The 25,449-nt window shown below is 58.6% G+C and carries 24 protein-coding genes and 1 riboswitch; of the genes, 1 reads left to right on the top strand and 23 read right to left on the bottom strand.

The window, feature by feature from the left end; translation table 11 throughout:
* Window positions 1-4: 4 nt before the first annotated feature.
* The 21 genes from ACFER_RS01690 to ACFER_RS01590 all read right to left on the bottom strand — a co-directional run bounded on the left by ACFER_RS01690 (window position 5) and on the right by ACFER_RS01590 (window position 21,930).
* Window positions 5-832, bottom strand: a complete 828-nt coding sequence (locus ACFER_RS01690; protein WP_012937717.1) for an ABC transporter ATP-binding protein — start codon at window positions 830-832, stop codon at window positions 5-7.
* A 1-nt stretch (window position 833) separates the two neighbouring features.
* A complete protein-coding gene (locus ACFER_RS01685; protein WP_012937716.1) occupies window positions 834-1,790 on the bottom strand; it encodes an ABC transporter substrate-binding protein in 957 nt (318 codons plus the stop codon).
* Window positions 1,791-1,844: 54 nt separating this feature from the next.
* Entirely contained in the window at window positions 1,845-3,164 is a 1,320-nt protein-coding gene (locus tag ACFER_RS01680; protein WP_012937715.1) for an AsmA family protein, read from the bottom strand.
* A gap of 4 nt (window positions 3,165-3,168) precedes the next feature.
* Window positions 3,169-3,810 (bottom strand): ribulose-phosphate 3-epimerase, encoded by a 642-nt coding sequence (gene rpe / locus ACFER_RS01675; protein ID WP_012937714.1) that lies wholly within the window; start codon window positions 3,808-3,810, stop codon window positions 3,169-3,171.
* On the bottom strand, window positions 3,807-4,694 hold the full coding sequence (gene rsgA, locus ACFER_RS01670; protein WP_012937713.1) for a ribosome small subunit-dependent GTPase A: 888 nt from the start codon (window positions 4,692-4,694) through the stop codon (window positions 3,807-3,809). Before rsgA ends, rpe begins: the two co-directional genes overlap by 4 nt.
* Window positions 4,691-6,664, bottom strand: coding sequence for a Stk1 family PASTA domain-containing Ser/Thr kinase (gene pknB, locus ACFER_RS01665; protein ID WP_012937712.1), 1,974 nt, complete (start codon window positions 6,662-6,664; stop codon window positions 4,691-4,693). Before pknB ends, rsgA begins: the two co-directional genes overlap by 4 nt.
* The gene (locus ACFER_RS01660; protein WP_012937711.1) at window positions 6,649-7,380 is read right to left on the bottom strand and encodes a Stp1/IreP family PP2C-type Ser/Thr phosphatase; all 732 of its coding nucleotides are present in this window, start codon (window positions 7,378-7,380) and stop codon (window positions 6,649-6,651) included. The genes pknB and ACFER_RS01660 overlap by 16 nt, the downstream gene beginning before the upstream one ends.
* Window positions 7,377-8,438 carry a dual-specificity RNA methyltransferase RlmN gene (rlmN, locus tag ACFER_RS01655; protein ID WP_012937710.1) on the bottom strand — a complete coding sequence of 354 codons (1,062 nt, stop codon included), beginning with the start codon at window positions 8,436-8,438 and terminating at the stop codon, window positions 7,377-7,379. The genes ACFER_RS01660 and rlmN overlap by 4 nt, the downstream gene beginning before the upstream one ends.
* Window positions 8,439-8,446: 8 nt before the next feature.
* Window positions 8,447-9,787, bottom strand: coding sequence for a 16S rRNA (cytosine(967)-C(5))-methyltransferase RsmB (rsmB, locus tag ACFER_RS01650; RefSeq protein WP_012937709.1), 1,341 nt, complete (start codon window positions 9,785-9,787; stop codon window positions 8,447-8,449).
* The gene (locus ACFER_RS01645) at window positions 9,784-10,557 is read right to left on the bottom strand and encodes a DUF116 domain-containing protein (protein WP_012937708.1); all 774 of its coding nucleotides are present in this window, start codon (window positions 10,555-10,557) and stop codon (window positions 9,784-9,786) included. The genes rsmB and ACFER_RS01645 overlap by 4 nt, the downstream gene beginning before the upstream one ends.
* Window positions 10,558-10,561: 4 nt before the next feature.
* Window positions 10,562-11,500 carry a methionyl-tRNA formyltransferase gene (gene fmt, locus ACFER_RS01640; protein ID WP_012937707.1) on the bottom strand — a complete coding sequence of 313 codons (939 nt, stop codon included), beginning with the start codon at window positions 11,498-11,500 and terminating at the stop codon, window positions 10,562-10,564.
* On the bottom strand, window positions 11,497-11,973 hold the full coding sequence (def, locus tag ACFER_RS01635) for a peptide deformylase (protein WP_012937706.1): 477 nt from the start codon (window positions 11,971-11,973) through the stop codon (window positions 11,497-11,499). Before def ends, fmt begins: the two co-directional genes overlap by 4 nt.
* A 153-nt stretch (window positions 11,974-12,126) precedes the next feature.
* Complete coding sequence (gene priA / locus ACFER_RS01630) at window positions 12,127-14,520, bottom strand: primosomal protein N' (RefSeq protein WP_012937705.1); 2,394 nt, start codon at window positions 14,518-14,520, stop codon at window positions 12,127-12,129.
* A gap of 1 nt (window position 14,521) precedes the next feature.
* A complete protein-coding gene (gene metK / locus ACFER_RS01625; RefSeq protein WP_012937704.1) occupies window positions 14,522-15,700 on the bottom strand; it encodes a methionine adenosyltransferase in 1,179 nt (392 codons plus the stop codon).
* Between the two features lie 52 nt (window positions 15,701-15,752).
* Window positions 15,753-15,861: riboswitch (SAM riboswitch) on the bottom strand.
* A 58-nt stretch (window positions 15,862-15,919) separates the two neighbouring features.
* The gene (citC, locus tag ACFER_RS01620) at window positions 15,920-16,966 is read right to left on the bottom strand and encodes a [citrate (pro-3S)-lyase] ligase (RefSeq protein WP_012937703.1); all 1,047 of its coding nucleotides are present in this window, start codon (window positions 16,964-16,966) and stop codon (window positions 15,920-15,922) included.
* A gap of 91 nt (window positions 16,967-17,057) precedes the next feature.
* Window positions 17,058-17,687, bottom strand: a complete 630-nt coding sequence (locus ACFER_RS01615) for a lactate utilization protein (protein WP_012937702.1) — start codon at window positions 17,685-17,687, stop codon at window positions 17,058-17,060.
* 87 nt (window positions 17,688-17,774) lie between these two features.
* Entirely contained in the window at window positions 17,775-18,323 is a 549-nt protein-coding gene (locus ACFER_RS01610; protein ID WP_012937701.1) for a rubredoxin-like domain-containing protein, read from the bottom strand.
* A 147-nt stretch (window positions 18,324-18,470) separates the two neighbouring features.
* Window positions 18,471-19,049, bottom strand: a complete 579-nt coding sequence (locus ACFER_RS01605) for a precorrin-2 dehydrogenase/sirohydrochlorin ferrochelatase family protein (protein ID WP_012937700.1) — start codon at window positions 19,047-19,049, stop codon at window positions 18,471-18,473.
* A complete protein-coding gene (cobA, locus tag ACFER_RS01600; protein ID WP_012937699.1) occupies window positions 19,046-20,515 on the bottom strand; it encodes a uroporphyrinogen-III C-methyltransferase in 1,470 nt (489 codons plus the stop codon). The genes ACFER_RS01605 and cobA overlap by 4 nt, the downstream gene beginning before the upstream one ends.
* Window positions 20,502-21,368, bottom strand: coding sequence for a hydroxymethylbilane synthase (gene hemC, locus ACFER_RS01595; RefSeq protein ID WP_012937698.1), 867 nt, complete (start codon window positions 21,366-21,368; stop codon window positions 20,502-20,504). The genes cobA and hemC overlap by 14 nt, the downstream gene beginning before the upstream one ends.
* Before the next feature lies 1 nt (window position 21,369).
* A complete protein-coding gene (locus ACFER_RS01590; RefSeq protein ID WP_012937697.1) occupies window positions 21,370-21,930 on the bottom strand; it encodes a biotin transporter BioY in 561 nt (186 codons plus the stop codon).
* A 272-nt stretch (window positions 21,931-22,202) separates the two neighbouring features.
* Here ACFER_RS01590 and ACFER_RS01585 point away from each other — a divergent pair, with 272 nt between their 5' ends.
* Window positions 22,203-23,084: a LysR family transcriptional regulator gene (locus tag ACFER_RS01585; RefSeq protein ID WP_012937696.1), complete on the top strand. Its 882-nt coding sequence runs from the start codon at window positions 22,203-22,205 to the stop codon at window positions 23,082-23,084.
* Window positions 23,085-23,273: 189 nt separating this feature from the next.
* On the opposite strand, the gene ACFER_RS01580 is transcribed toward ACFER_RS01585, so the two are convergent.
* Together ACFER_RS01580 and ACFER_RS01575 are read right to left on the bottom strand one after the other, a co-directional pair.
* Window positions 23,274-23,765 (bottom strand): hypothetical protein, encoded by a 492-nt coding sequence (locus tag ACFER_RS01580; RefSeq protein ID WP_012937695.1) that lies wholly within the window; start codon window positions 23,763-23,765, stop codon window positions 23,274-23,276.
* Window positions 23,766-23,771: 6 nt separating this feature from the next.
* The gene (locus ACFER_RS01575; protein ID WP_012937694.1) at window positions 23,772-25,412 is read right to left on the bottom strand and encodes an ArnT family glycosyltransferase; all 1,641 of its coding nucleotides are present in this window, start codon (window positions 25,410-25,412) and stop codon (window positions 23,772-23,774) included.
* Between the last annotated feature and the right edge of the window lie 37 nt (window positions 25,413-25,449).

Raw genomic sequence — 25,449 nt, 5'->3', positions numbered from 1 at the left:
TCGCTTATGCCTCCCTGTTTTCCAAAATCTGCTCCAGCCATTTTTCTTCCCGGGCTTCCCGGTCCGGATCCTGCCGGACCCGGACCGTCAGTTCACCCTCCTGTTCCCGCACCAGGAACGGTACCCCATAGGCCGCCTCCAGCCTTTCTTCCGTCAGCACGTCCCGGGGGGACCCCTGGGCCAGCATCCCTCCCTGCCCCAGCAAAACAAGCCGGGTACAGTACCGGGCAGCCTGACCGATATCGTGGAGGGACAGGACCACGCTCCGTCCGGCACGGGCCAGCTGCCGGCTCAGCCCCAGTACCGTATTTTCATAGACCAGATCCAGTTCCGCCGTAGGTTCATCCAACAGGACCACAGGGGTCTGCTGGATCAGGATCCGGGCCAGCAGCACCCGCTGCCGCTGCCCTCCGGACAGTTCCGTGACAGGCCGTGCCGCCATTTTTTCCAGCCCGAACAGTCCGAGACAGGCCCTGGCCTGTGCTTTTTCCCGGCTGCCTTCCTGCTGCTGCCAGCCCAGATAGGGATACCGGCCCATCAGCACAGTGGATTCCGCCGTATAGCCAAAGGGCAGTTCTCTTTCCTGGGGCAGATAGGACACCTGCCGGCTCCATTCCCGCCGGTTCCATTCTCCCAGGGGCCGGTCTCCCAGGGTCAGTGCTCCGGCCTGGAGAGGCAGGATCCCCGCCAAAGTCCTCAGCATGGTGCTTTTCCCGGCCCCGTTGGGTCCCACAAGGCCGAGGCAGTCTCCCGGTTTCAGGCACAGATCCAGATTCTCCAGGACTGTTTTCCCACCATAGCCCACCTTTCCTTTTGCCATTGTCAGTTCCATATCAGTATCCTTTCAGCAGAGGTTCCCGTTCCAGGGGAAATAGCGGTCTCCCATAGGCTCCGTTGGCCAGGGCCTGGATACCGTAAACCGCCATGGGGGACGCATCATACACATACCGGTCCGGCAGGGCCACCCGGCGGTCATACCCTTTCAGTCCCTGGAGAGCCGGATCGGCAAAGAACTGCTGCTGGAATTTCTCATAGTCCGCTTTTTCCTCCCCATAGGGCAGGGAAATCAGGAAGAAATCCGGATCCGCCTGGAGGATGGCTTCCCGGGTCAGGGGCTGTCCGTTCTGCAGACCGGCCCGGCTCAGCCCGTTGCCCACATGGGCCCGGCGGCACAGGTCGTCATACAGGGATCCGCCGCCTCCATACCGGCTCATGAGCGAAACCAGCATTCCCACCGGTTCCGGCTCCTTCAGCGCGGCCAGGGTCTTTTCCGTCCTTTCCAGCTGGTCATCCATCCGGGCCAGGACTTTTTCCCCCACCGTTTCCCGGTCCAGGGCCCGGGCCATCAGCCGGACATTTTCCCGGATTTCTTCCAGGGTCACCGGACCCCGGCACACCACCACCGGGATTCCCAGTTCCTCCACTTTCTGGATCAGCCCCGGGTCGGACCAGGTGGAAGCAAGAAACAGGTCCGGTTTGGTCCCTGCCACCGTTTCCGGAGTCACCTCCCGGAGAACCGGCTCCACGGACCGGGTTTCTTCTGCAATGAAGGAAATCCCCGACTCCCGGTCCAGGTAACAGGCGCCGGCCAGATGATCCGCCGGCACCAGGGTCAGCAGGGTCTCATCCAGATGGAGGGAGTCGGTAAGGATTTTCCGGGGCGGACGGGGCAGATGCACGGTCTTTCCCCGCACATCGGTCACCGTATAGCCCCCCTGTTCCGGTGCGGCCGGTCCGCATCCGGCAGACAGCAGCAGGAACAGGATCCCCAGGATCCGCAGCAGTTTCATTCTCTTCCTCCTTTTTACCCAAAGAAAGGGGCTGTTTCTCCAACAGCCCCTGTTTTATCCGAAAAAGTGGATCCGTGCCCGGGCGCCTCCCGGCGCCACATAGTACAGATTTCCCATCTGCAGTTTCCCGTCCACCAGCTCGAACTGAGGCGCCACAATGTCGCCGCCGTCCGATTTGATTTCCACATCGCTGAACTTCAGCTGCTTGTACTGGTTGGAAAAAGTCCCCTTGATGGAGTTGAACTTGATGATGGCATAGATGCCCTTGCCGGAATAGAAGGACCCGTAGGTCAGGGTGGACCGGTTGTCCCCATCGCAGAGCATTTTCAGGTCCAGCTGCACCAGGGTCCGGAAATAGGGGATGTTGGTGGCATCTTCACTGTGGAGGTCATGGCCCATGACACTGACCGTATAGGCCTTGGTGTCGATGTTGAAGCCGCCCCGGGCATCACAGTTCCCCTCGAAGATGTCCGCCGTTACATTCTGGGCATCGATGTATCCATCTTCGTATTTGAAATTTCCTTTGACCTCGGTGAACTTCAGACCCGGCAGATTCAGATTGGGCATATACAGTTCTCCCACGATCACCGGTTTCGGCAGCTCTCCCGTTACCGTGGCACTGGCGGTGACCCGTTCCCGGATATTCAGCCCCGTACCCAGAGAGGAGGGATTCAGTTCCTTGATGCCCAGTTTCAGATCATAGGTAGAAACCGGAGGCTTCAGATCCACACTGCCCTGGATGTCCACCCCTTTTCCTTCCAGGGTCCCGCCCAGTTCCCCGGTGGAAAAATCAATGGTGAGCCGGTCATTGCTGTTGTAGCGAAGATCCGCATTCACATCCTGGAAGGTATGGATCCGCTGTCTGTAGCGTGCGGTCATCCGGCAGTGATTCAGTTTCACCCGGGCATCCACGTTTTTCAGCTTGATGTCGAATTTCTTCTTTCCCTTCCGGGCCGCCGGCTGGGACAGTTCCGCCGCCTGGATGCCCCGGATATGCATATGCTCCGTAAAGGTCAGATCGATTTCCGCCTCGTTCAGCTCCAGTTCCTGGATGGTCCGGGTGCTGATTTTCCTCAGGACGATATCCATGGGCTTCACCTGGAAGGATCCTCTGGGGATGAATACCCGGTTGCCGTCATGGCTGCCCTTCCATTCCAGATTTTCAAACCGTACATGGCCCAGAGGGGTGGCCGTCAGCCGTTCCACGGTAATGGTCCCGTCAAAGAAATGCTGCCTGGCCATTTCCCGGTTGAAGATCTGGGCCGCATGGATACTGGCAATGTAGGCCAGCCATGCCAGCACCAGAAAACTGGCCAGGACGCAGAGCAGGATCCATTTGATTTTCCGCCGGTGTTTCTGCAGAAAGGCTTTCATGGTCTTACCGCAGGGCCGCTACCGCTTCCTGCATATCCGCCGCTCCGAACACAAAGGATCCGGCCACCAGCACATCGGCCCCGGCTTCCCGGCAGGCTTTGGCCGTTTCCCCATTGACCCCGCCGTCCACTTCGATCAGGGTCTTCAGGTCCCGCTCCCGGATCATCTGTTTCAGCCGGCGGATCTTGTCCACACTGGTGGGGATGAATTTCTGCCCGCCAAAGCCGGGGTTCACGCTCATGATCAGGATCATGTCCGCATAAGGCAGGATTTCCTCGATCTGGCACAGCGGCGTGGCGGGGTTCAGCGCCACACCGGCCTGGATGCCCTTGCTGTGGATGCTCTGGAGCAGCCGGTGGAGATGGTGGGTGGCTTCCGCATGGACGCAGATCAGGTCGGCCCCGGCTGCGGCAAAGCTGTCCACATAGTTTTCCGGATTTTCCACCATCAGGTGGCAGTCAAAAAACATCTCCGTCCGTTTCCGCAGGGATTTCACCACAGGGGCCCCGAAGGTCAGGTTGGGGACGAACTGGCCGTCCATCACATCGATATGGCACCAGTCAGCTCCCGCATCCTGGATGCGGGCCACTTCTTCCCCCAGACGGGAAAAATCAGAAGACAAAATGGAAGGAGCAATGATGGTCATGATTTTTTACCTCTTTTCTTTGGATCCGCCAGTTCCTGACGGATGGTGCAGTAGGAAGCATAGCGGCTGGGGGCGATTTCTCCCCGTTCCACCGCCGCTTTCACTTCACAGTCCGGTTCATGGGTATGGGTGCAGCCGGTGAACCGGCAGAGGCCCTCCTGTTTCCGGATTTCCCGGAACCCGTCCGCCGCCTGGTCCATCTGGAGTTCGGACAGGTCGATGTTCCCGAAACCGGGGGTATCCACAATATATCCTCCGGCAAAGGGCAGCAGTTCTGCAAACCGGGTGGTATGCCGCCCCCGGCCGATCTTGCTGCTTACGTGACCGGTTTTCAGGGTCAGGGACGGATCCAGATGGTTCAGCAGGGTGGATTTCCCGGCCCCGGAAGGGCCGCCAAAAGCCACCGTATGGCCTTTGACCCGCTCCAGGATGGGTTCCAGTCCCAGGCCTTCCCGGGCCTCCACCGGAAGTACCGGATAGCCCAGGGGCTCATAGATGGACCGGAACCGGTCGATGAGTCCCGCCGGCGCCAGGTCCCGTTTGTTCAGGACCAGAGCCGCCGGGATCCCCGCCGCTTCCGCCAGGGCCAGCAGTTTGTCCACCAGCAGGAAACTGGGATCCGGATCCCCGCAGGCAAAGACCGCCATCAGACAATCCAGATTGGCCACCAGAGGGCGCTGGAGCAGGTTCTGCCGGGGAAGCACCTGGCGGATCATCCCTTCCGCCCCCTGGGCTTCCAGTTCCACCCGGTCGCCGGCGGCCATGATGAAGCGTTTCTGCTTCATCCGCCCTTTCACCTTGCAGGTGTACAGGACTCCGTCGTCTCCCGCCACGTAGTAATACCCGTTGTAGGTTTTGATGATTCTCCCTGTTGCCGTACTCACAGAGCCTTATCCTCCGCCAATTCTCCGTTCACATAGATCTGGACGCTGGCCCCGGAGCCTACTGTAACCGTCCGGGTGATCCGGGTACCGGGAGCCACCGAATCGGAGAAGATGGTCCGGGTACTGTTCTCATCGGATACGATGATTTTCACGTTTTTGGCACTGCCGCTGCCGGGAACCGTGTACCCGATGGTCCGGGAACTGCCCCCGCTGCTGCCGGAACTGCTCCGGCTCTTCTTTTCTTCCTTCTTCCCTGCGGACACCACCAGGCTGACGGCTCCGCCCCGGTCGATCACGGACCCGCTGCCCGGATCACTGGACAGTACCGTATCCTTGGCCTTGTCGCTTTCCTGGGCCTGGATGCTGCCGATGGTCAGTCCCACACTGCTCAGCTGGTTCCGGGCTTCTGCCAGGCTCAGGCCGGACAGATCGGGCACCACGGTCTGGTTGCCGCTGATGTTCACCACCAGATCCACACTGGTCCCTTCGCTGACTTTCTGTTTGGGGGCAATGCTCTGAGAGAGCACGCTTCCCTTGGGGGCTCCCGCTTCATACTTCACGGTTACGTTCCCCACTTTCAGCCTGGCCTTTTCCAGCATGGTGGTGGCCTCCGCCAGGGTTTTCTTCTTCAGGTCCGGCACCACCCCGGGTTCCGGTCCCTTGCTGACCACCAGGTGGATCTTCCTTCCTGCCTTGACCCGGCTGTGGGCAGCCGGATTCTGCTTGATGATCACCCCGGGAGTGGCCTTGGAATCATATTCCTCCGTCAGGGTATACCCCAGTTTATCCCTGGTCAGGATGGCTTCCGCCTCCACAATGGTCTTGCCTTTCAGATCCGGCACCGTCACATCCCCGCTGGTATAGCTGAGGATGGCATAGATGATCCCGGACAGCAGTACGATGGCCGCCATGAAGAAGGCCAGGAGTTTCTTTTTCCCGTATTTTTCCAACAGACCGCCCGCAGAATCCTCCCCATCCTTTTGGGGCTTTTCCGTCTGGGCTTCCGGCCGTTTTTCCGCCGCTTCCGCCCTCTGGGGTTTCAGAATCCCGTCCAGCATGTCGCTTTTGCTGATGACCATAGTCTCATCGCTCACCGGATGCTTCCGGGGATTGCTCCAGGCATCCTCGTCCCCTCCCAGATCTCCAAGCAGATGGGTCTGGGCATGCTTCAGGTCCGTGAGGAAATCATCCGCCGTGGCATACCGCAGCCGGGGATTCTTGGCCAGGGCCTTGGTGATGATGTTGTCCAGATAATAGGGAATATCCGGATCATACCGGCGGGCGGAAGGGGTGGAGGATTCCAGATGCATCCGGGCCACTTCCAGCGGCGTATCCCCGTCATAGGGCAGTTTCCCGGTGAGCATCTCGAACAGCACCACCCCCAGGGAATACAGATCCGATTGGGGAGTCACCGGCTGACCGGCCGCCTGTTCCGGTGAAAGATAATAGACCGAACCGATGACATTTTTTTCAGATGCATTGCTGGGCTGGCCAAAGGCCCGGGCGATGCCGAAATCCGTGATCTTGGGCACCCCTTTGGTGTCGATGAGGATGTTCTGGCTCTTCACATCGCAATGGACGATGGAATGGTCATGGGCCTGTTTCAGGGCCGATGCGATGCCGATGGCATACCGGACGGCCGTCTTGTAATCCAGGGCACCGTTTTCCTGGATGACTTCCTTCAGGGAACGGCCCACCACATATTCCATCACAATATAGTAAATCTCATTTTCGTTGCCGCTGTCGTAGATATTGACAATGTTGGGGTGGGACAGACAGGCTGCATTGCAGGCTTCCTGACGGAACCGGGCCACAAACTGTTTGTCCTGGATGAACTGATCCCGGAGGATCTTGATGCCCACATCCCGGTGGAGTACCGTGTCATACCCGTGGAACACCTCAGCCATGCCGCCTCCGCCGATTTTGTCAATGATTTCATAGCGGCCATTGAGCGTTATTCTACCTTCCATTCTGCAGCCTCCAGATCAATGACAATGAATGAAATGTTATCATCGCCGCCGGCGGTCATGGCGCCGTTCATCAGGCCGTCCGCCAGCCGCTCCAGGTTCCGGTCTCCCAGGGTCCGTTCGATTTCCGCTTCGGAAATCATGTTGGTCAGTCCGTCGGAACAGACCAGCAGCTTCTGGGCCCCGTCCAGCAGGATTTCAAAGGTGTCCACCTGCACCTGGGGATCCACCCCGATGGCCCGGGTGATCATGTGCTTCTGGGAAGAAGTTTCCGCTTCCTCCTGGGTCATCTGTTTCTGGCGGACCAGTTCCGCCACATAACTGTGGTCACTGGTCACCTGCCGCAGAACCCCGTCCTGCCACACATAGATCCGGCTGTCCCCTACATGGGCCACAAAGGCGCTGTGGGGACTGGGCAGATAGACCGCTGTCAGGGTAGTCCCCATGCCGGTGAAATTTTCTTTTTCCCGGGAAAGTTCCCAGATTTTTTTATTGATGTTCTGGATGCTCCGTTCCAAAAACGGAAGGATTTCCTTTCTCTGGAGCCCTTTCAGGTCCAGACGGCTCAACTGGTGCACGGCTTCATAACTGGCCACTTCTCCCGCATCTGCTCCGCCCATGCCGTCAGCAATGGCATACAGATCCGGTTCCCGCACCAGGATGCTGTCCTCATTGTTGGGACGCACCATTCCCCGGTTGGTCCGGCTCACTGCGATCATTGATTCTGTGCCTCCTTTAATGCACTGGCCCGCAGCTGGCCGCAGGCCGCATTGATGTCCTTTCCCATTTCTTTCCGGACCGTCACGTTCAGCCGCCGTTTCTTCAGCATCTGGAAGAACCGGTCCACTGCCCGGTCACTGGGCCGTTCGAACCCTTTTTCCGGCACCGGATTGGCGGGGATCAGGTTGATGACACATTCTTTGTGTTCCAGAGCATCGGCCAGGTTCCGGGCATCTTCCGGCCGGTCGTTGATGCCGGCCAGCAGGATGTATTCATACATGACCTGCCGTCCATTGCTCTTTTCGTAGGCATCCGCCGCCTGGATCACTTCCGGGAAGGGATATTTCCGGTTGATGGGCATCAGCCGGTTCCGCAGTTCCTGGGAGGCCCCATGGAGGGAAATGGCCAGATTGATGTTCCGGCCCTGGGCGGTCAGTTCCTGGATGCCCGGCACCACCCCGCAGGTGGAAACCGTCATGTTCCGGTACCCGATGCACTGGCCCCGGTCACTGTGGAGAATATCCAGGGCCTTGAGGACGTTGTCCAGGTTCAGCATGGGTTCCCCGCTGCCCATGACCACGATCCGGCTGACCCGTTCCCCCCCGGGCTGGAGCCCGCTCTGGAAGAAGTACAGCTGGGCCAGGATCTCCGCTGCCGTCAGATTCCGGACAAAACCGTGGAGCCCGCTGGCGCAGAAGGCGCAGTTCATGGCGCAGCCCACCTGGGAAGACAGGCATACGCTGTAGCCGTAGTCATGGTGCATCAGCACCGTTTCCACTGTGGCACCGTCCGTCAGTTCCAGCAGCACCTTGTGGGTCAGCCCGTCCCGGGAACGGTATTCCTTCAGGACCTTCACCTGGGCCGTGGCAATGGTATACCGGTCGGCCAGCTGCTGCCGGGCGTCCTTGCTCAGGTTGCTCATCTGGGAAAAGTCCGTGGCAGCCTTTTCATACAGCCAGCGGAAGACCTGTTCGGCCCGGAACTTTTTCATGCCCAGGCCGGCCAGCTCCGTCTGGAGTTCTTCCAGGGTCAGTCCCATGATTTCTTTTTTGCACATGGTATGTCTCACTTTCGTTTTTCAAAAAGACAGAGATAGAATCCATTGATCCCGTCCCGCTGGGGGAGGATCTGGAGTTCTTCCACCGGCTCCCCGGTCAGGGGATGGGGAAAAGCGGCCGGAGCAAACTCCGGATGGTTTTCCAGGAACCACTTCCGCACCCGGGTGTTTTCATCCTGTTCCAGGGTACAGGTGCTGTACAGCAGCCGTCCCCCGGGCATCACATACCGGGCGCCGTTGGCCAGGATCTTTTTCTGCAGGGGCGGGAACTGACTCAGGGACCGTTCTTCCTTGGTCCACCGGGCTTCCGCTCTCCGGTTCAGGACTCCCAGGCCGCTGCAGGGAGCATCCACCAGCACCCGGTGGGCGGTATTTTCCCATTCGGGCACAAAAACAGTGCCATCCTGTTTTTCCGTCCGGATGCAGTGGATTCCCAGCCGCCGGGCATTTTCCCGGACCAGGTCCAGTTTGTGATCGTATAAGTCCAGAGCCAGGATTTCTCCCTGGTCCTGCATTTTCTGGGCCAGATGGGTGGTCTTCCCTCCCGGGGCACTGCACAGATCCAGCACCCGTTCCCCGGGCTGAGGATCCAGCACTGCCGCGTCCAGCATGGAGCTTTCGTCCTGGATGTAGATATCCGGTCCGAAACCTTCCACCAGGTCATCCAGAGAAGGCAGGCTGTCACAAAGCAGTCCGTCCGGAGACCATTGGGACGGCCGGGTCCGGATGCCCTTTTCCGCCAGTTTTTCCTGGAGCCCTTCCCGGGTATCCCGGAGGGTATTGACCCGGAACGAGAAAGCCGGACGGGCGTTGTCAAAGGCACAGAGTTTTACCGCCTCTTCCAGTCCATACCGGAATTTCCACCGTCGGACCAGCCATTCCGGATGGTAATATTCCAGGGCGATCCGCTCCAGTTCATGGTCCGGTCCCTGGGGAAATTTCCACTGGTCCCGGGTCCGGGCCAGCTGACGCAATGCTCCGTTCACCAGCTTGCCGGCCCCTTCGTGGACCCACTTCTTGGCCAGCTTGACGCTTTCGTTGCAGGCCGCCGATGCCGGGATCCGGTCCAGGTACAGCAGCTGGTAGGCCCCCAGCCGCAGGATCACCAGCACCAGGGGATCCAGTTTCCGCAGCGGCCGGTTCACCACCCTGGACAGATACCAGTCCAGGGTCCCCATGGTCTTGACCGTGCCATAGACCAGTTCCGTAGTCAGTTTCCGGTCAAGGGGGGACAGGGTAGCCCCCCGCAGGCCCTGATCCAGAGCCAGGTTTGCATAGGCTCCCCTGAGAAAGATTTGTTCCAGTATCAGTAATGCCGCTTCCCGCGGATTCTTGGCAGTTCCCTTCATTGTCCATCCTCTTCCAGAATAAATGACCGTATGGCCTCTTCGATTTTGCCCATATCCGCCCGGGTGTTGAAACAGGGGCCGTTGGGCCGTTCATTGAGTACGCCGATGACCGGCAGCGGGAACACATCCTGGATCCCGCTGGTAAGATCCCGTTCGCAGGCCACCGCCAGGATGGCCTTGGGCCGTGCCTTTTTCACCGCCTGCCGGGCCAGGGTCCCGCCGGTGGCAATGGCCACATGGACTCCGTATTTCTTTGACAGGGCCAGCAGCTGGCCCACCCCGCACCGGCCGCACTGATGACAGTTGGTGATGTCCCGGGTGACTTTATAGGGACAGGTATCCAGCTGGATGCAGTGGGGCGTCAGGATCAGCAGCCGGTTGGCCGGCACCCGCACATGCTGGTTCCGGACCAGATGGTTGCTGACTTCGATAAAGGACTGTTCCACCCGCCGCTTGGAAATGCCCATCAGCTTCCCCAGGAACAGGGACAGTGGATACAGAAAATTGATGATGTGCCAGGCCCAGAAATAAAAGACCCGGATGGTGGGAAACCCCAGGATGGCCAGGACGATGCCCACCACCCCGGAAAGCAGGGACAGGATCAGCAGCAGCACTGCCCATCCCACCACCTGGGGCAGCCAGGGATGGATCTGGGAAAGACCCGGTACCAGAAGCTGCCACAGGCCGTAGGCCGCTGCCCCGGCCAAAAGGACAGCCAGGGACGCCAGCGCCATAAAAAGCCGTTTTTTCGGCCGAATTCCCATATTCATGATCTTATTCCAGTCTGTCCCCCGGTTTTACATGGCCGCCGTTGACAAAAGAAGCCGCCGGCATCCGTTTTTTCCCTTCCGGCTGACATTCCAGGATTTCCAGGGAACCCTGTCCGCAGGCCACCCGGAATCCCCGGCTGTCCGCCTGGAGCACCGTTCCCGGTGCTCCCTGGCTGCCTTCTCCTGCCAGGATCCGGCTCTTCCAGATCTTCAGCCGCTTTCCGTCCGGCAGCAGGGTAAAGGAACCCGGCCAGGGATCAAAGGCCCGGAACTGGTTGTGGAGGTCTTCCGCTTTTTTGTTCCAGTCAGCCCTTTCCATATCCCGGGTAATCAGAGATGCATAGGTTGCTTCTTCTTCCGGCTGGGGAACCGGCTGTACGGTCCCCGCCACGATCCGGGGAATGGTGTCCAGCAGCAGCCGGGCGCCTTTTTCCTTCAGGATGTCATGGAGTTCTCCCTGGGTCATTTCCGGTCCTACGGGAACCGCCGTCCTGCTGAGCATGGCGCCGGTATCCATGCCCACGTCCATCTGCATGATGGTGACTCCCGCTTCCTTTTCCCCTTTCAGGATGGCGTAATGGATGGGGGCCGCTCCCCGGTACCGGGGCAGCAGGGACGCATGGACATTGATGCACCCGTACCGGGGCAGATCCAGGAGCTCTTTGGGCAGGAACTGGCCAAAAGCAGCCACCACGATCAGATCCGGTTGGATTTTTTCCATTTCTGCCTGGAATTCCGGGGTTTTCACCCGCTGGGGCTGGAGCACCGGAAGATCCTGGGTCAGGGCATATTCCTTCACCGCACTCATCATGACCTTGTGGCCCCGTCCTTTGGGACGGTCCGGCTGAGTCACCACCGCAGCGATTTCACAGTTTCCGGATTCCACCAGTGCCTTCAGACTGGCAGCGGCGAATTCCGGCGTTCCCATAAATACAATTTTCATTCTCGGCCTTCTTTCGGCTTGGCAGACAGGCTGACGGCCTTGTCAATGAACAGGACCCCTTCCAGATGATCGCATTCATGCTGGAGAGCCCGGGCCAGGAGCCCGTCGGCGGTCAGCCGGTAATGATCCCCTTTCCGGTCCTGGAAATGGACGGTGATCCGGGCGGCCCGCTTCACTTCCCCTTCGTAATCAGGGACGCTGAGGCATCCTTCGGAATCCACTGCCTCTCCTTCCGGATCCGTCAGTACCGGATTCACGAATTCCCGGATGCCGGCACCGTCTCCGGCATCGATGACCACCAGCCGTTTGCTGAGGCCGATCTGGGGGGCAGCCAGGCCGCAGCCATTGGCCGCATACATGGTTTCCGCCATATCCTTCAGCAGGCGGGCCAGCTTTTTATCGAAACGGGTAACAGGGACTGCCTTCTCCCGAAGGATCGGGGCCCCGACTTTCACAATGTCATAGATTGCCATATATCATCGACTCCTATCGCAATTTTTACTTTCTATTATACCATAGGACATGGAAAAGGGGGGGTGTGAAAAAAATTCACACCCCCCAGTCGCGGGTCACGGGTCGCGAGCCGCGACTCCAACAAGGAGCTGTTGCCCATGCAACAGCTCCCCCTACACCACACTGATGGGATCCACGTCAAAATACACATTGGGCAGTTCCCGGTATTCTGACTGGCGGAGCCATTCTTTCACCGGTTTCATCCGGGGGCTTTTCAGCAGCACGTTGATCCGGTAGATCTGGTTCACCCGGGCCACAATGGCCGGGAAAGGTCCCAGGATCTCCAGGGGATGCCCGCTTTCCAGCTGCCAGGCCTCCAGGGCGTTCACCAGTTTCTGGGCAATGGCCAGGGCCTCTTCCTCCTTTTTGTGGAGGACGGTGATCTTCAACATCCGGGTAAAGGGCGGATAGCTCAGTTCCTTCCGCTGCTCCAGTTCCATTTTGGCGAAGCCTTCATAATCCTGCCTGGCCGCCAGCTGGAGGATGGGATTTTCTGCATCATAGGCCTGGAAGATCACTTCCCCCGGCTTATCCCCCCGGCCGGCCCGGCCGGCTGCCTGGGTCAGCAGGGCAAAGCACCGTTCTCCGCTGCGGAAATCCGGCAGGTTCAGCTGGGAATCCGCACTGAGCACCCCCACCAGGGTCACATTGGGGATATCGTGGCCCTTGGCCACCATCTGGGTCCCCAGCAGCACATTGTACAGTCCGCTGCGGAAGGCCTGGAGGATCTGCTCATGGGCGAATTTTCCGCTGGTGGAATCCTGATCCATGCGCAGGGGCTTCACTCCCGGACACAGCTCCCGGATTTCCCGTTCCGCCTTTTCTGTCCCGGTCCCGAAGAACCGGATCCGGGGACTGCCGCAGTAGGGACATTTGGTGGGCACCGGTTCCGTATAGCCGCAGTAATGGCATTCCATCAGCTGCTCCCGGGCATGGTACACCAGGGAAACCGCACAGTTGGGACAGCTGAGGGATTCCCCGCAGTCCCGGCACAGGACAAAGGTGGAAAAGCCCCGGCGGTTCAAGAGGACAATGGCCTGTTCCCCGTTCTGCACCACATGCTCCAGCCGGGTCCGCAGGGCTTCGGAAAGCACCGTCCGGTTCCCCTGATGGAGCTCTTCCCGCATATCCACAATCGAGACTTTGGGCAGATGGCTGCCGGACCTGGCCCGATGGGTCAGCCGAAGGAGGGTATAGCCCCCCTTTTCTGCCAGATAATACGATTCCAGGTCGGGGGTAGCCGATCCCAGCACCACCGGCACCTTCCGGTAATGGGCCCGGTACTGGGCCACCAGCCGGGCATGATAGCTGGGCCGTTCTTCCTGTTTGTAGGTTCCTTCATGCTCTTCATCGATAAGGATCAGTCCCAGATCCGCAAAGGGGCAGAACACCGCCGACCGCACCCCGATCAGGACCCGGGCCTGGCCGGACCGCATCCGGCTCCACACATCCCCCCGCTCACTGGCGGAAAGACGGCTGTGGGCCACCGCCACTCCGGCTCCGAACCATGCCTTGAACCGTTTGACGATCTGCCCGGTGAGGGCGATTTCCGGCACCAGCACCATCACCTGCTGGCCAGCCTGGAGTGCTCTGGCCGCCAGCCGCAGATAGACTTCCGTCTTGCCGCTGCCGGTGATGCCCTGGAGCAGGAAGGTCCGGGCTTCCCGGTTTTCCCGGGCTGCGTCCACTGCCTGGATGGCCGCCTGCTGTTCCTCCGTCAGTTCCAGGGTTTCTTTCCGGGCTTCCAGGCCCTGATAGCTGTCCCGGAGGACCCGCCGCCTGCCTTCCAGCAGCCACCCCTTCCGGACCAGATTCCGCAGGACGGCGGAGGTGATGCCCCGGGCTTCCAGTTCTCCGGCACTGGCGGTCTTTCCATACGGCAAAAGGTCCAGGGCAGCCTGCTGGCTTTTGCCCCGGACCTCTCCGTTTTCCTGTGCGGCCAGTCCTTCCGGCGTTGCTGTGAAGGTCCGTTCGGTTTTTTCCCGCAGTTTGTATTTCACATCGTAGGAAAGGACCACCGCCTTCCGGGCGATCAGTCCCTTCAGGGCCGTCTCTCCCCCGGGGATCCGGCGGATGGCCTTCCGGGGCAGCGGCCCCTTCAGTGTCAGGAAATCATACAGTTCCTGCTCTGGCCGGGACAATCCTTCCGCTTCCGGCACCGGCACGTATTTCCCCACTGCCGCCAGGCTTTTCCGGCCTGGAATGAACAGGCGCAGGGCTTCCGCCAGGGTGCACAGGTAATACTGGGACAGCCAGTAGGCCGTGGCCAGCATCTCACTGTCGAACCAGGGTTCCGTCCCCACCACATCCGCAATATCCTTCAGTTCCCGGGACAGATCCGGTTCCCGGTCCTCTTCCACAATAAAGCCTTCCAGCAGCTGCTGGCCGAAAGGCACCACCACCCGCCAGCCCTGGCCCAGGAAATCCAGGGTTTCCGGCACATGATAGGTGAACTGCCGGAAAATGTTTTTGGCAGGCAGATTGATGGCAACCTTGGCGTATTCCATCTTATTCCAGTGCTTTTTTCAGCACATCCACTTTATCCAGCCGTTCCCAGGGCAGATCCACATCGGTCCTGCCGAAATGGCCATAGGCCGCCGTCTGCCGATAAATGGGCCGGCGCAGGTCCAGGCTCCGGATGATCCCGGCCGGGGTCAGGGAGAAGTTCTTTTCGATCAGTTCCACGATTTTTTCTTCCGGAATGGCCGCCGTACCAAAGGTATTCACACTGATGGATACAGGACGGGCCACCCCGATGGCATAGGCCAGCTGGATTTCGCATTTTTTGGCCAGGCCGGCAGCCACCACGTTCTTGGCCACATACCGGGCTGCATAGGCGGCACTCCGGTCCACCTTGGTGGCATCCTTCCCGGAGAAGGCGCCACCCCCGTGACGGGCCATGCCCCCGTAGGTGTCCACGATGATCTTCCGGCCGGTAAGACCGGAATCCCCCTGGGGCCCGCCGATGACGAACCGGCCGGTGGGGTTGATGTGATAGATGGTCCTGTCATCCAACAGGCTGGCAGGCACCACCGGACGGACCACCTGTTCCAGGATATCCTTCCGCAGCTGTTCCATGGTGATTTCCGGGCTGTGCTGGGCAGAAACCACAATGGTATCCACCCGTACGGGCTGGTCATCCTCATATTCCACCGTTACCTGGGTCTTGCCATCCGGGCGGAGATAAGGCAGGGTACCGTCTTTCCGCACCTGGGCCAGCCGGCGGGCCAGCTTGTGGGCCAGGGAAATGGGCAGGGGCATGTATTCCGGGGTTTCATCGGTGGCATACCCGAACATCATGCCCTGGTCACCGGCACCGATTTTTTCCGTTTCATCCTGGGCACCCTGTTTGGATTCGTCCGATTCATCCACCCCCTGGGCAATGTCCGGAGACTGTTCATCGATGGAAATCAGCACCCCGCAGGTGGAACCGTCAAAGCCGTACTTGGCCCGGTCATAGCCAATATCGATCACCGTCTGGCGGGCGATCTTGGCAATGTCCACATAGCAGCTGGTGGAAATTTCCCCTACAATATGGATCTGGCCGGTGGCCACCAGGGTTTCGCAGGCAACCCTGGCATCCGGGTCCTGTTCCAGGATAGCGTCCAGCACCGCATCAGAAATCTGATCGGCGATTTTGTCAGGATGGCCTTCCGTAACGGATTCAGACGTAAATACTTTTTTCATTGTTTCCTCCTTGCACAAAAAAAATACTCCCAAAATGAGAGCACTTATAGGACTCTCATCTTACAATCGACAAACCGCATTGCAGGAATTAGCACCGTTGGCCACAGGCCATGGTTGCTGTGGTTTCATAGGGCCATTCCCTCCGCCACTCTTGATGAGCTGTATTCGATTTAGCTTTGTAATTATAACAAATACAGTAGGGAAATGCAAGACGGGCCCTTAATAGTGGACCACGTCCTGCTCTTTCCGGATCCGTTCCAGGATGGGACGGGCAGCCTCGCTCTGGAGGAATTCCAGGGTGGTGGCAGGCACCTGTTCCCGGACCAGTGCCCAGTTCCCTTCCTGGAGCGCCTTCCGGACGATGGATGCACTGACCACCTGGCCCTGTTCTTCCCGGCGGGGCACCACGATGCACTGGATGCCGGCTTCCGGCAGCCGCCGCTGCATCACCTGGTTGTACAGGCCGGTCACCACACTGGTGGGCTCTTCCCCCACATACCGGACGGTAATGCCCAGCCGATGGGCGATTTTGGTAAAGATGGCCAGATCCAGATTGGCATGGCTGGCGATCACCGCTTCCGCATCCTTCTGGAAATAGCTGGGGAAGGTAGCCTGGCTGATGATGTAGGGGCCGCTGTCATGATACCGGAGATTGGACAGATGGCGGGTGCCCTCCTGGATCAGCTGTTTCCGCACGGCATAGGGGAACAGGCTGGCATCCTCGCTGACCATGAACAGATGGACCAGATCATTTTCCGCCGCGGCTTTTTCCACCAGATACTGGTGCCCCAGGGTAAAGGGATTGGCGTTCATGACAATGGCTGCCACTTTGGGCGCTTCCACCCGGCTCCGGGCCAGATTGTCCAGGTAACTGGAAAAGCCGTCCTTCCGGTTTTCCATAAAGACGATCTGGTCTTCGATCCGGGCGATCTCATAGAATCCCAGATCGCCGAAAAATTTGGCGGAACTGCATTTGGTATAGAGGAAAAGATGGAGGTTGCCCCGTTCATACTGGTATTGGACCAGGTGGGAAACGATTTCATTCATCAGCCCTTCTCCCTGGTGATGATGGTCCACGGCCATGCAGCGCAGGGTGTTGCCGAAACAGCTGCCGGTGGCAATGGCATGGTAGTCATTGTCGAACATCACACAGGTATAATCCAGGTTGGCATCCCGGCGGATCCCCTCCTGCTCCAGCAAGGCATCCACCTGGGCATTGGTCCGCTTGTCGGAAGGATATACTTGGGAAATAAAATAATCAGACATTCTGGTCTCCTTCAGGTTTCAAAGTCCTATCATTATATCACAAAAAAGAGAACGGAGTGGTTGGTCCGCCAACTTCCGTTCTCTTCTCCTGTCAGAACCCCAATTGGTCATTGACCAGGATCACATGGATCCGCTCCGGGTGCCGGGCGTACCGGGTAATGAGGATTTCACAGCAACGGGTTTCCGGCGCTTTGCAGTGGGAACAGAACCCGGTGGTCCGGCAGGGAGTCTGGATGTCGAACTTCTGGGCGCAGACTGCAGCCGCCGTATTCTCCGCCCGGTCCAGGGCCGTTTCCAGGCTGGAGCACACCTTGTTCAGGCTCACCAGGAACAGCACGTGATGGGGCCCGTAGGAAATGGCGGATACCCGGTTCCCGTTGCCGTCGATGTTCACCAGGATCCCGTCCCGGGTCATGGCGTTGCAGCTGGCCAGATACCAGTCCGCATCATAGGCTTTCAGATGGGCCGGACGCCGGGAGGGATATTCCTCCCGGTCGATGAACGTCCAGTTCCCCGCCTTCAGCCGTTCCACCAGGCCGCTTTCCCGTACGGTGGTACTGCCCCCCATGGTCACCACACTGCCCTGGGGAATCAGTTCCAGGGCCTTCTGCACCGCTTCTTCCACATTGGCGGCATAGTATCCCTTCATGTTCCGGGATGCCAGCCCCCGGATCGCCACCTGGGCCAGCAGTTCATTCCGTCTTCTCAGTGCTTCCTGCATGTCATTTCCCCCTCATCCAGCATTTTCCTTTCATTGTACCATAGAAAAAGGGGCTGTTGCCCACGCAACAGCCCCTTTTTGTCTTTTTTATTTTGCGAAGTAACGGGCCAGCAGACCATCGAATACACGGCCGTGACGGGCTTCGTCCTTGGCCATTTCATGGACGGTGTCATGGATGGCATCGTAGCCCAGCTGTTTGGCCAGGGTGGCGATTTCCTTCTTGCCGGCGCAGGCACCCTGTTCGGCGGCAGCCCGCATTTCCAGGTTCTTCTTGGTGCTGTCGGTGACCACTTCGCCCAGCAGTTCAGCGAATTTGGCAGCGTGTTCCGCTTCTTCGAAAGCGATCCGTTTGTAGGCTTCCGCCACTTCCGGATACCCTTCCCGGTCAGCCACACGGCTCATGGCCAGGTACATGCCCACTTCGGAGCATTCACCAGTGAAGTGCTGACGCAGGCCTTCCAGCACCCGTTCATCCACGCCCTTGGCAACGCCAACCACGTGTTCATCAGCGTATTCCTTTACGCCTTCTTTCAGTTCATCGAATTTATCTTTCGGGGCGCCGCACTGCGGGCATTTTTCCGGAGCTTCGTCCCCTTCATACACATAACCGCACACTCTGCAAATGAATTTTTTCATACGATTTTCCTCCCCTGAATATCCGGTTCCTTTTTAAGGAACTGGTATTTATTGATAGTAGTTATCTCTTACGGTTATTATTATAGCAGACTGTTAAAATAATGCAAGTCTTTCTGGAAAATATTTTTCCATTTCTACTATTTTCTTTTACAGAGTGTGTTCCTGGCTCTCCAACAGGGACCGTAGCTTGTCCTGGAGCCGTTTTTTCCGTTTGTCCGGATTCGTTTCTTCCCCTTTCAGCTGTTTCCGGAAGGCTCCCATCTGCTCATTGATCCATCCCAGGCCGGCCGGAAGCACCTGGCGGATCTTCTCCTTTACATACTGGGTCACAAGGGGGCTCCGTCCGCCGCTGCTGACGGCACAGACCACTTCCCCCTCCCGGAGCAGCGCCGGGAAATAGAAAGAACAAAGTTCCGGATCATCCACCACATTCACCGGGATCCGTCTCTGCCGGCAGAGGCGGCTGACCTGCCCGTTCACCGTCCGGCAGTCCGTAGCCGCCACCACCAGGGTCCAGTCCGACTGTTCCAGGTCCGCCCCGGAAAAAGGACGCCGCTCCACCTGGACCGGCAGCTGTTCCAGTTCCGGCAGCACCTCCGGCGCCACCACCCGGACACAGGCCCCGAAATCCACCAGGATCCGGGCCTTGTGGAAAGCGGTCCGGCCGCCTCCCACCAGCAGCACCGGTGCCTGGTCCAATTGGATCATCAGGGGAAAATAACTCATGGCCGGCTTCCTTTCTTTTCCAGAGCATCCCGGATGCCGGCCGCCGAATGGATGGCCGCCGTTTCCACCTGGCTGCATCCGGCTTCCCGGGCAGCCCGGGCCGTAACCGGTCCGATGCACAGCACCCTGGTTTCCGGAGCCAGGGTAAACCGCCGGAAAAACTCCCGGACCCCCCGGCCGCTGCCAAAGATCATCACCTGAGGTGCCAGGCGGGTTTCCGCCCCGGTCAGGATTTTCCGGGTACGGATCCGGTAAAGAGGCACATCCCGGTATTTCCGTCCCGCCCTGTCCAGTTCCCGGACCAGATCCGGGGATCCTTCTTCCGCCCGGAGCAGAAGACAGCGGTCCCCGGCTTCCAGGGTTTCTCCCAGAAGCCGTCCCAGGTCTTCCGCCGTAAACACCTCCGGCATCAGATCCGCCTGGAATCCCTGATCAGCCAGTTCTTCCGCCGTACCCTGGCCGATACAGGCAAACCGCACCTGTCCCAACCGCCGGAAATCCTGCCGGGCAGACCGGAACCAGCGGAAAAACAGCCGGACCCCGTTCCGGCTGGTAAAGACCAGCCAGCCATACCGGTCAAAATCTTCCGGGATATTCTGGAACAAGGGTTCCAGCTCCAGGATGGGCAGTTCCGTGACCGTTTTTCCAACCGACGCCAGGGCTCTGGCCACTTCTCCGCAAAATACCGGGGTCCCGGTGACCAGGATCTTTTCCGGATCGTCTTCCCGGGCAGGCCGAAGTCCCAATCCGGCTACAGGACCCACCAGGATAATGGCCGGGGCAAAGGCTCCCTGAGCCCGGGCTTTTTCCGGCAGATCCGCCAGGGTCCCGTCGAGGCGGATTTCCTGAGAAGTGTATCCCCCGCACAGGATGCTGGCCGGTGTATCCGGTGCCTTTCCTTCCAGGATCAGCCGGCGGCAGATGGTTTCCAGCCGTTCCAGCCCCATCAGGAAAACCAGAGTCCCCTGCAGCCGGGCCAGGGCCTGCCAGTCCTCTTCCTGCCCGTCCCGGGTGTGGCCGGTGACCACGGTAAAGGACCGGGCCAGCCCCCGGTGGGTCACCGGAATCCCGAAATGTTCCGGCACGGCAATGGAAGAACTGACACCGGGCACCACATGCCAGGAAATCCCCGCGGCCTGGAGCGCCAGGGCTTCCTCCCCGCCCCGGCCAAAGACGAAGCTGTCCCCGCCTTTCAGCCGCACCACCATCTTCCCTTCCCGGGCCTTCCGGATCAGCAGACCGTTGATGGACTCCTGATCCATGCTGTGACGGCCGCTGCGTTTGCCCACCGGCAGCCATTCCGCCCGGGGATTGATTTCCCGGAGTCCGTCCAGGGGCACCAGGGCATCGTACAGCACGGTGTGGGCCCGGGCCAGGGTTTCCCGCCCTTCCCGGGTCAGCAGACCCCTGCCGCAGCCGGCTCCCACCAGCCACACTTCGCCTGCCGGGCCTTTATTTTCGGTCATACAGTTCCTCCTTCAGGGAAGCACACAGGGCCTTCCCTTCTTTCTCCATTCCCAGCCGCCGGGCCCGTTTCCCGTCCACCATGGCCAGCAGTTCCATCCGGCCGCTTTTCAGCAGCCGGCAGTGGATTCCCACCGGACGGGAACAGTCCACTTTCATGCTGGTGAACAGCTGCCGCTCCCACTGGAACCGCCGCCAGGTTTCCGGATCGGATATCTGCTGGAGCAGCCGGACCAGTTCCCGGTCCTTCTGCCGGCATTCCACTCCGATGATGCCCTGACAGCCGGCCGGGATCACCTGCTCCGTGGAAAGAGGTCTGATCTGGAACTGTTCCATATCCAGGGCCAGCCGTTGGATACCGGCCATGGCCAGCACAATGGCATCATATTCTCCCCGTTCCAGTTTGTGGAGCCGGGTGGTCACATTGCCCCGGATATCCCGGAAAACCAGTTCCGGCAGCACCCGGCTGATTTCCCGGATCCGCCGGGGACTCCCGGTCCCCACCACGGAGCCCGCTTCCAGTTTCCGTTCCTTCAGCAGCACCAGGGCATCCCGGGGATCCGCCTGTGAAGGCGTCCCGGCGATCACCAGCCCGGACGCCAGCTGGTAGGGAAGATCCTTGGCACTGTGGACGGCGATATCCGCTTCGCCGCTGAGCAGTTCCCGTTCGATTTCCCGGACGAAGATCCCCCGGCCGCCGATTTTCACCAGAGCATGGATCCGGTCCCGGTCCCCGGCCGTGGTGATGGTCCGGATTTCCGTCTCCACCCCCGCTTCCTCCAGGAGCCGGCATACAATATGGGTCTGTGCCAGGGCAAGGCGGCTGCCCCGGGTGGCCACAATCAGTTTTTTCATCTTATCTCCTTACCATGGGTGCCAGCTTCCGATAGACCAGGACGGCCAGGGCACAAAGGACCCAATCCGGCAGCACCGTACTCAGGAACCAGATCTCCAGCAGCCGTACCAGTCCGATGCCTCCGGTATTCTGGAGCACCAGATTGAACATCACATCATAATAGACCAGCCCGCAGGCATAGTAGACCATTTCTCCGCCAAAGGCTGCCCCCAGCAGCCGTTTCAGCCCGGCCCGGGACGGATTGCCCGCCAGCAGACCGGTCATCCAGGCCGCACAGGGAAACCCCAGCAGAAAGCCAAAAGTGGGCTTCATCAGATACCCCAGTCCCCCGCCATGGGCAAAGACCGGCAGCCCTGCCAGCCCCAGGACCAGATAGGCCAGGACGCTGAGGAACCCCAGCCGGCGGCCCAGGAAAAGACCTGCCAGCACGGCCACAAAAATCTGCAGGGAAATGGTCACCTGCCAGATTCCCAGGGGTACCATGATATGGATGAACGCTCCCACGGCCATCAGAGCCGTAAACAAGCCGCAAAGGGCCAACGGTGCATGGTTTTCCTTCATGTACTTCTCTCCTTGTGTCCCTTCTCGAAAAAGCAGAGGAAAGGACGGTGATATCTTTTCTATTATAACAGGGATCGTCTTTTTGCACCGTTGTTTTTCCTACAAATTTCTTTCTTTTGGAATTATCTATTTCTTTTATAATAATCATAAGTGAACCTGCTGTTATTTTTCCCGACTATTTTGTATATAATGTATACAATACAAGACATTACTGGGTAGGAAGTACAGGATATTTTTGTCCTGGCTGTACCCCCAGGTTGGGAGGAACATCCATGAAATTACATCAATTGCGCTATTTTCAGGAGGTCTGCCGTCAGCACAGCATCACCAAGGCAGCGGAAGAACTTCACATATCCCAACCTGCTGTTTCGGCGGCCATCCGGGAACTGGAAGAGGAATTTGGCCTGAAGCTGTTCAAGCGGTCCCACAAAAAGCTGGTGCTCACCACGGAAGGATCCTATTTTTCTCTGGAAGTGGAAGAACTGCTCCAGAAGGCCAATCAGATTGCCGATGATATGACCCGTCTCCAGAAGAAAAACACCTCCATCCGGGTGGGACTGCCCCCCATGATGGAAGCCCTGGAAATCCCCTTTCTGGCTCTTTTCCACAGAAAGCATCCGGAAATCCGGCTGGAACTCCATCACGGAAACTCCCTTTCCCTGCGGAAAGCCCTCCAGGATGGCCGGATCGACATTGCCATTGTCAGCGGCAAGGGAGCGGACCAGGATGACATGGCCACCCGTGCCATGAAACACTGCGAAATTGTCTACTGTGTCAGCCGCAGCCATCCCCTGGCCCGGGAAACGGCCATTTCCATTCCCCAGCTGGCCCAGGAGGATCTGGTGGAAATCGAAAACAGCCAGAAATTCAGGGAAACGGTCCTGGAACGGTTCCACCAGGATCACTGCACCCCCCGGATCCAGTGGTCCACCTCCCAGCTTTACACCAAGATCCAGCTGCTTCGCAGCGGAGTGGCCGGCGGATTCCTGTACCGTGCAGTGGCGGAACGGGAACCGGACCTGGTTCCTCTTTCCCTGACCCCGCCTCTCTATTATGAAATCGAGATGCTGTGGCAGAATAGTGCCCTGGAAAATGAAACCATCCGGACCTTCCTGGAATTTGCCCAGGAACATGGAACCATTGAAAAACCGTAAAAACCGTACCATACGGAAAAAGCCTTCTGCTGGGGAAGCAGAAGGCTTTTTCCTTGAAAGGAAGTTGTTTATGATGATTTGATGGGGAAGATGTAACAAGGAGGGGTAATCCCTGTTACGGTTATCAGTATACCCATGACCTGTGTCAAAGGAAGGGCAAATTCTTGAATGATTTGTGAATTTGACTCTTCAGTCAGACAACCCGAAATATTCATAGATATTCTGGATCAGTCCCTGGGCATTTTCCGGGCTCAACCCCGCTTTTTCACTGAGCAGCAGCAGCCCCTTCAGCTGCTGTTTCAGAAAGCGGTTGAATTTCTCCGGGTCCAGGGACAGATTGTCCCCTTCCACCCGGTCGCTCTGGCAGGTAAGCATCACCAGCAGTTTCAGGGTTTCCCCCTCCTTTTCCGCCAGAAAGAAGAGAAAAGGAAAGGCATCTGCCATTTTCTCCACGAATGCCACCGCTGCCGGATTGGTCCAAAGGGTGGAACCGCAGTCCTCCCCGAAGGAAAGCCCCCAGCGGCTGCAGAACTTCCGGGCCAGGGCCGGATGGCTCCCCACATACTCCAGCAGCTGGAAATACCGCTGGAGCTGTTCCGGATGGTCCAGTTCCTCCTGGCGCACCCGGAATCCAATAAACTCCTGCCGTTCCAGATAGGAACGGATTTTTTCTTCGTCCATGTTTTCCTACCTCTCTTTGATCATAACCGTCCACTGTCCGGGCAGCTTCACCCGTTTCCAGGTACCCGGCCAGTCTTCCTCCAGCTTTGTCTTCAGTTTCCGTGTCTTGGTGTCCACCAGCACCAGGGCCTTCCCCTGCTGTTCCCGGACCTGACCATAGGTGGTCCAGGGCATGATGTTCTTGGCGGACCAGCTGTCTTGCCTGGGTTTGAAGGCTTCCGCCTCCTCATCGGGCACCAGCATCACCATTTCCCGGCCGGTGTAGAACACCCCGGAAGTGGGATAGCCGCCGCCCCGGATGTAAATGGGCATATCCGCCGGGACCAGGGCGTTGATGAACTGGGCCGCAGTCTTCCCGGTCACGTCCTCCATCAGAGGTTTGGCCAGCAGATCCAGACTGCAGCAGTGGAAGGCAATGGTCAGCATCACCACGGTGGAAAATACTTCCTGGCTGCTTTTCCCCTTGTATTTGTGGAAGGCCAGCACAACCATGCAGAGTGTGTAGATCAGCATGAAATAGAAGAGATTGCCGGGATTGGGAAACACCCCGGGGGCCAGTTTGGTCACTTTGGAAGCGGCAAAGGTCAGGGCCCCGTAGAAAAGGATATTGCACAGCAGCATCCCCTTCAGGGGCAGGCTGCTTCCCTTTTTCCAGATATAGTCCGCCGTCAGCACGCACAGGGGCAGCAGCAGGGGGTAAGTGTAGGTAATGTATTTAGTGGCCATGCACTGGAAGAATACAAAAATGGCCGCCATCCACAGCAGCAGGAAAGCTTCCCGGGCAGCCGGATAATTCCATTTTCCGTTTTTCCGCAGCAGGTTCCACAGCATGCCGGGCACAAAGCCCACCCAGGCATAGGCGTTCAGGATATTTACCGCCGTATAGTACCAGATCACATTGTCCCGGGGATGTTCAGAAACCGTAGCCCGGAGCACATTCTGGGTACCCAGAAAACTGCCCAGGAAATCCGGATGGACCCGGGCCATGGCAATGTACCAGGGCAGGGCCACCAGCAGGAACAGCGGGATCCCGGTGGCCAGTTTGGCGTCTTTCAGACATTTCCAGTCCTTCTGGTACAGCAGGAAAAGCGTAATGATGAACCCGGGCATGAGAAATCCGATGGGCCCTTTGGTAAGGGTGGCCAGAGCGGACAGGAGATACACCCCGTAATACCAGTTCTTTTCCCGGCTGCTGTATCCCAGGAAAAAACACAGCAGCGCCCCGTCCATGAACAGGAACAGCATGCCGTCGGTCAGGACACTTTTGGAAATAGTAAAAAACTCCAGGGTCATCAGCAACAGGACACCGCTTAAAAAGCCCACTTCTTCCCGATACAGCCGTTTTCCCGCCTGCACCGTCAGCCACAGGCCTCCCAGTCCGAACAGGGACGGAAAGAAACGGGCCCCGAATTCGCTGAACCCGAAAATCTTGAAGCCAAGGGCGATCATCCAGTAGGCGAAAACCGGTTTGTCATACCAGTACCGGCCGTAGATCTGGGGAGACAGCCAGTCTCCGCTGAGGACCATTTCCTTGGCCGTCAGGGCATAGTTCCCTTCCACGCTGTCCGTCAGAGGCAGGGATGAGTTCATGAAAAACAGCAAAAAAACAGCCGCGGCCCAAAACCCCAGCCAGTATTTCTTCTTCATACATTGTTCCTCCAATACAGTATCATAGCATCGACGT

It is taken from the genome of Acidaminococcus fermentans DSM 20731 (assembly GCF_000025305.1).
Lineage (GTDB): Bacteria > Bacillota > Negativicutes > Acidaminococcales > Acidaminococcaceae > Acidaminococcus > Acidaminococcus fermentans.
Note: the sequence above shows the minus strand (reverse complement) of the source record. Positions and strands in the feature narration are given on the sequence as shown.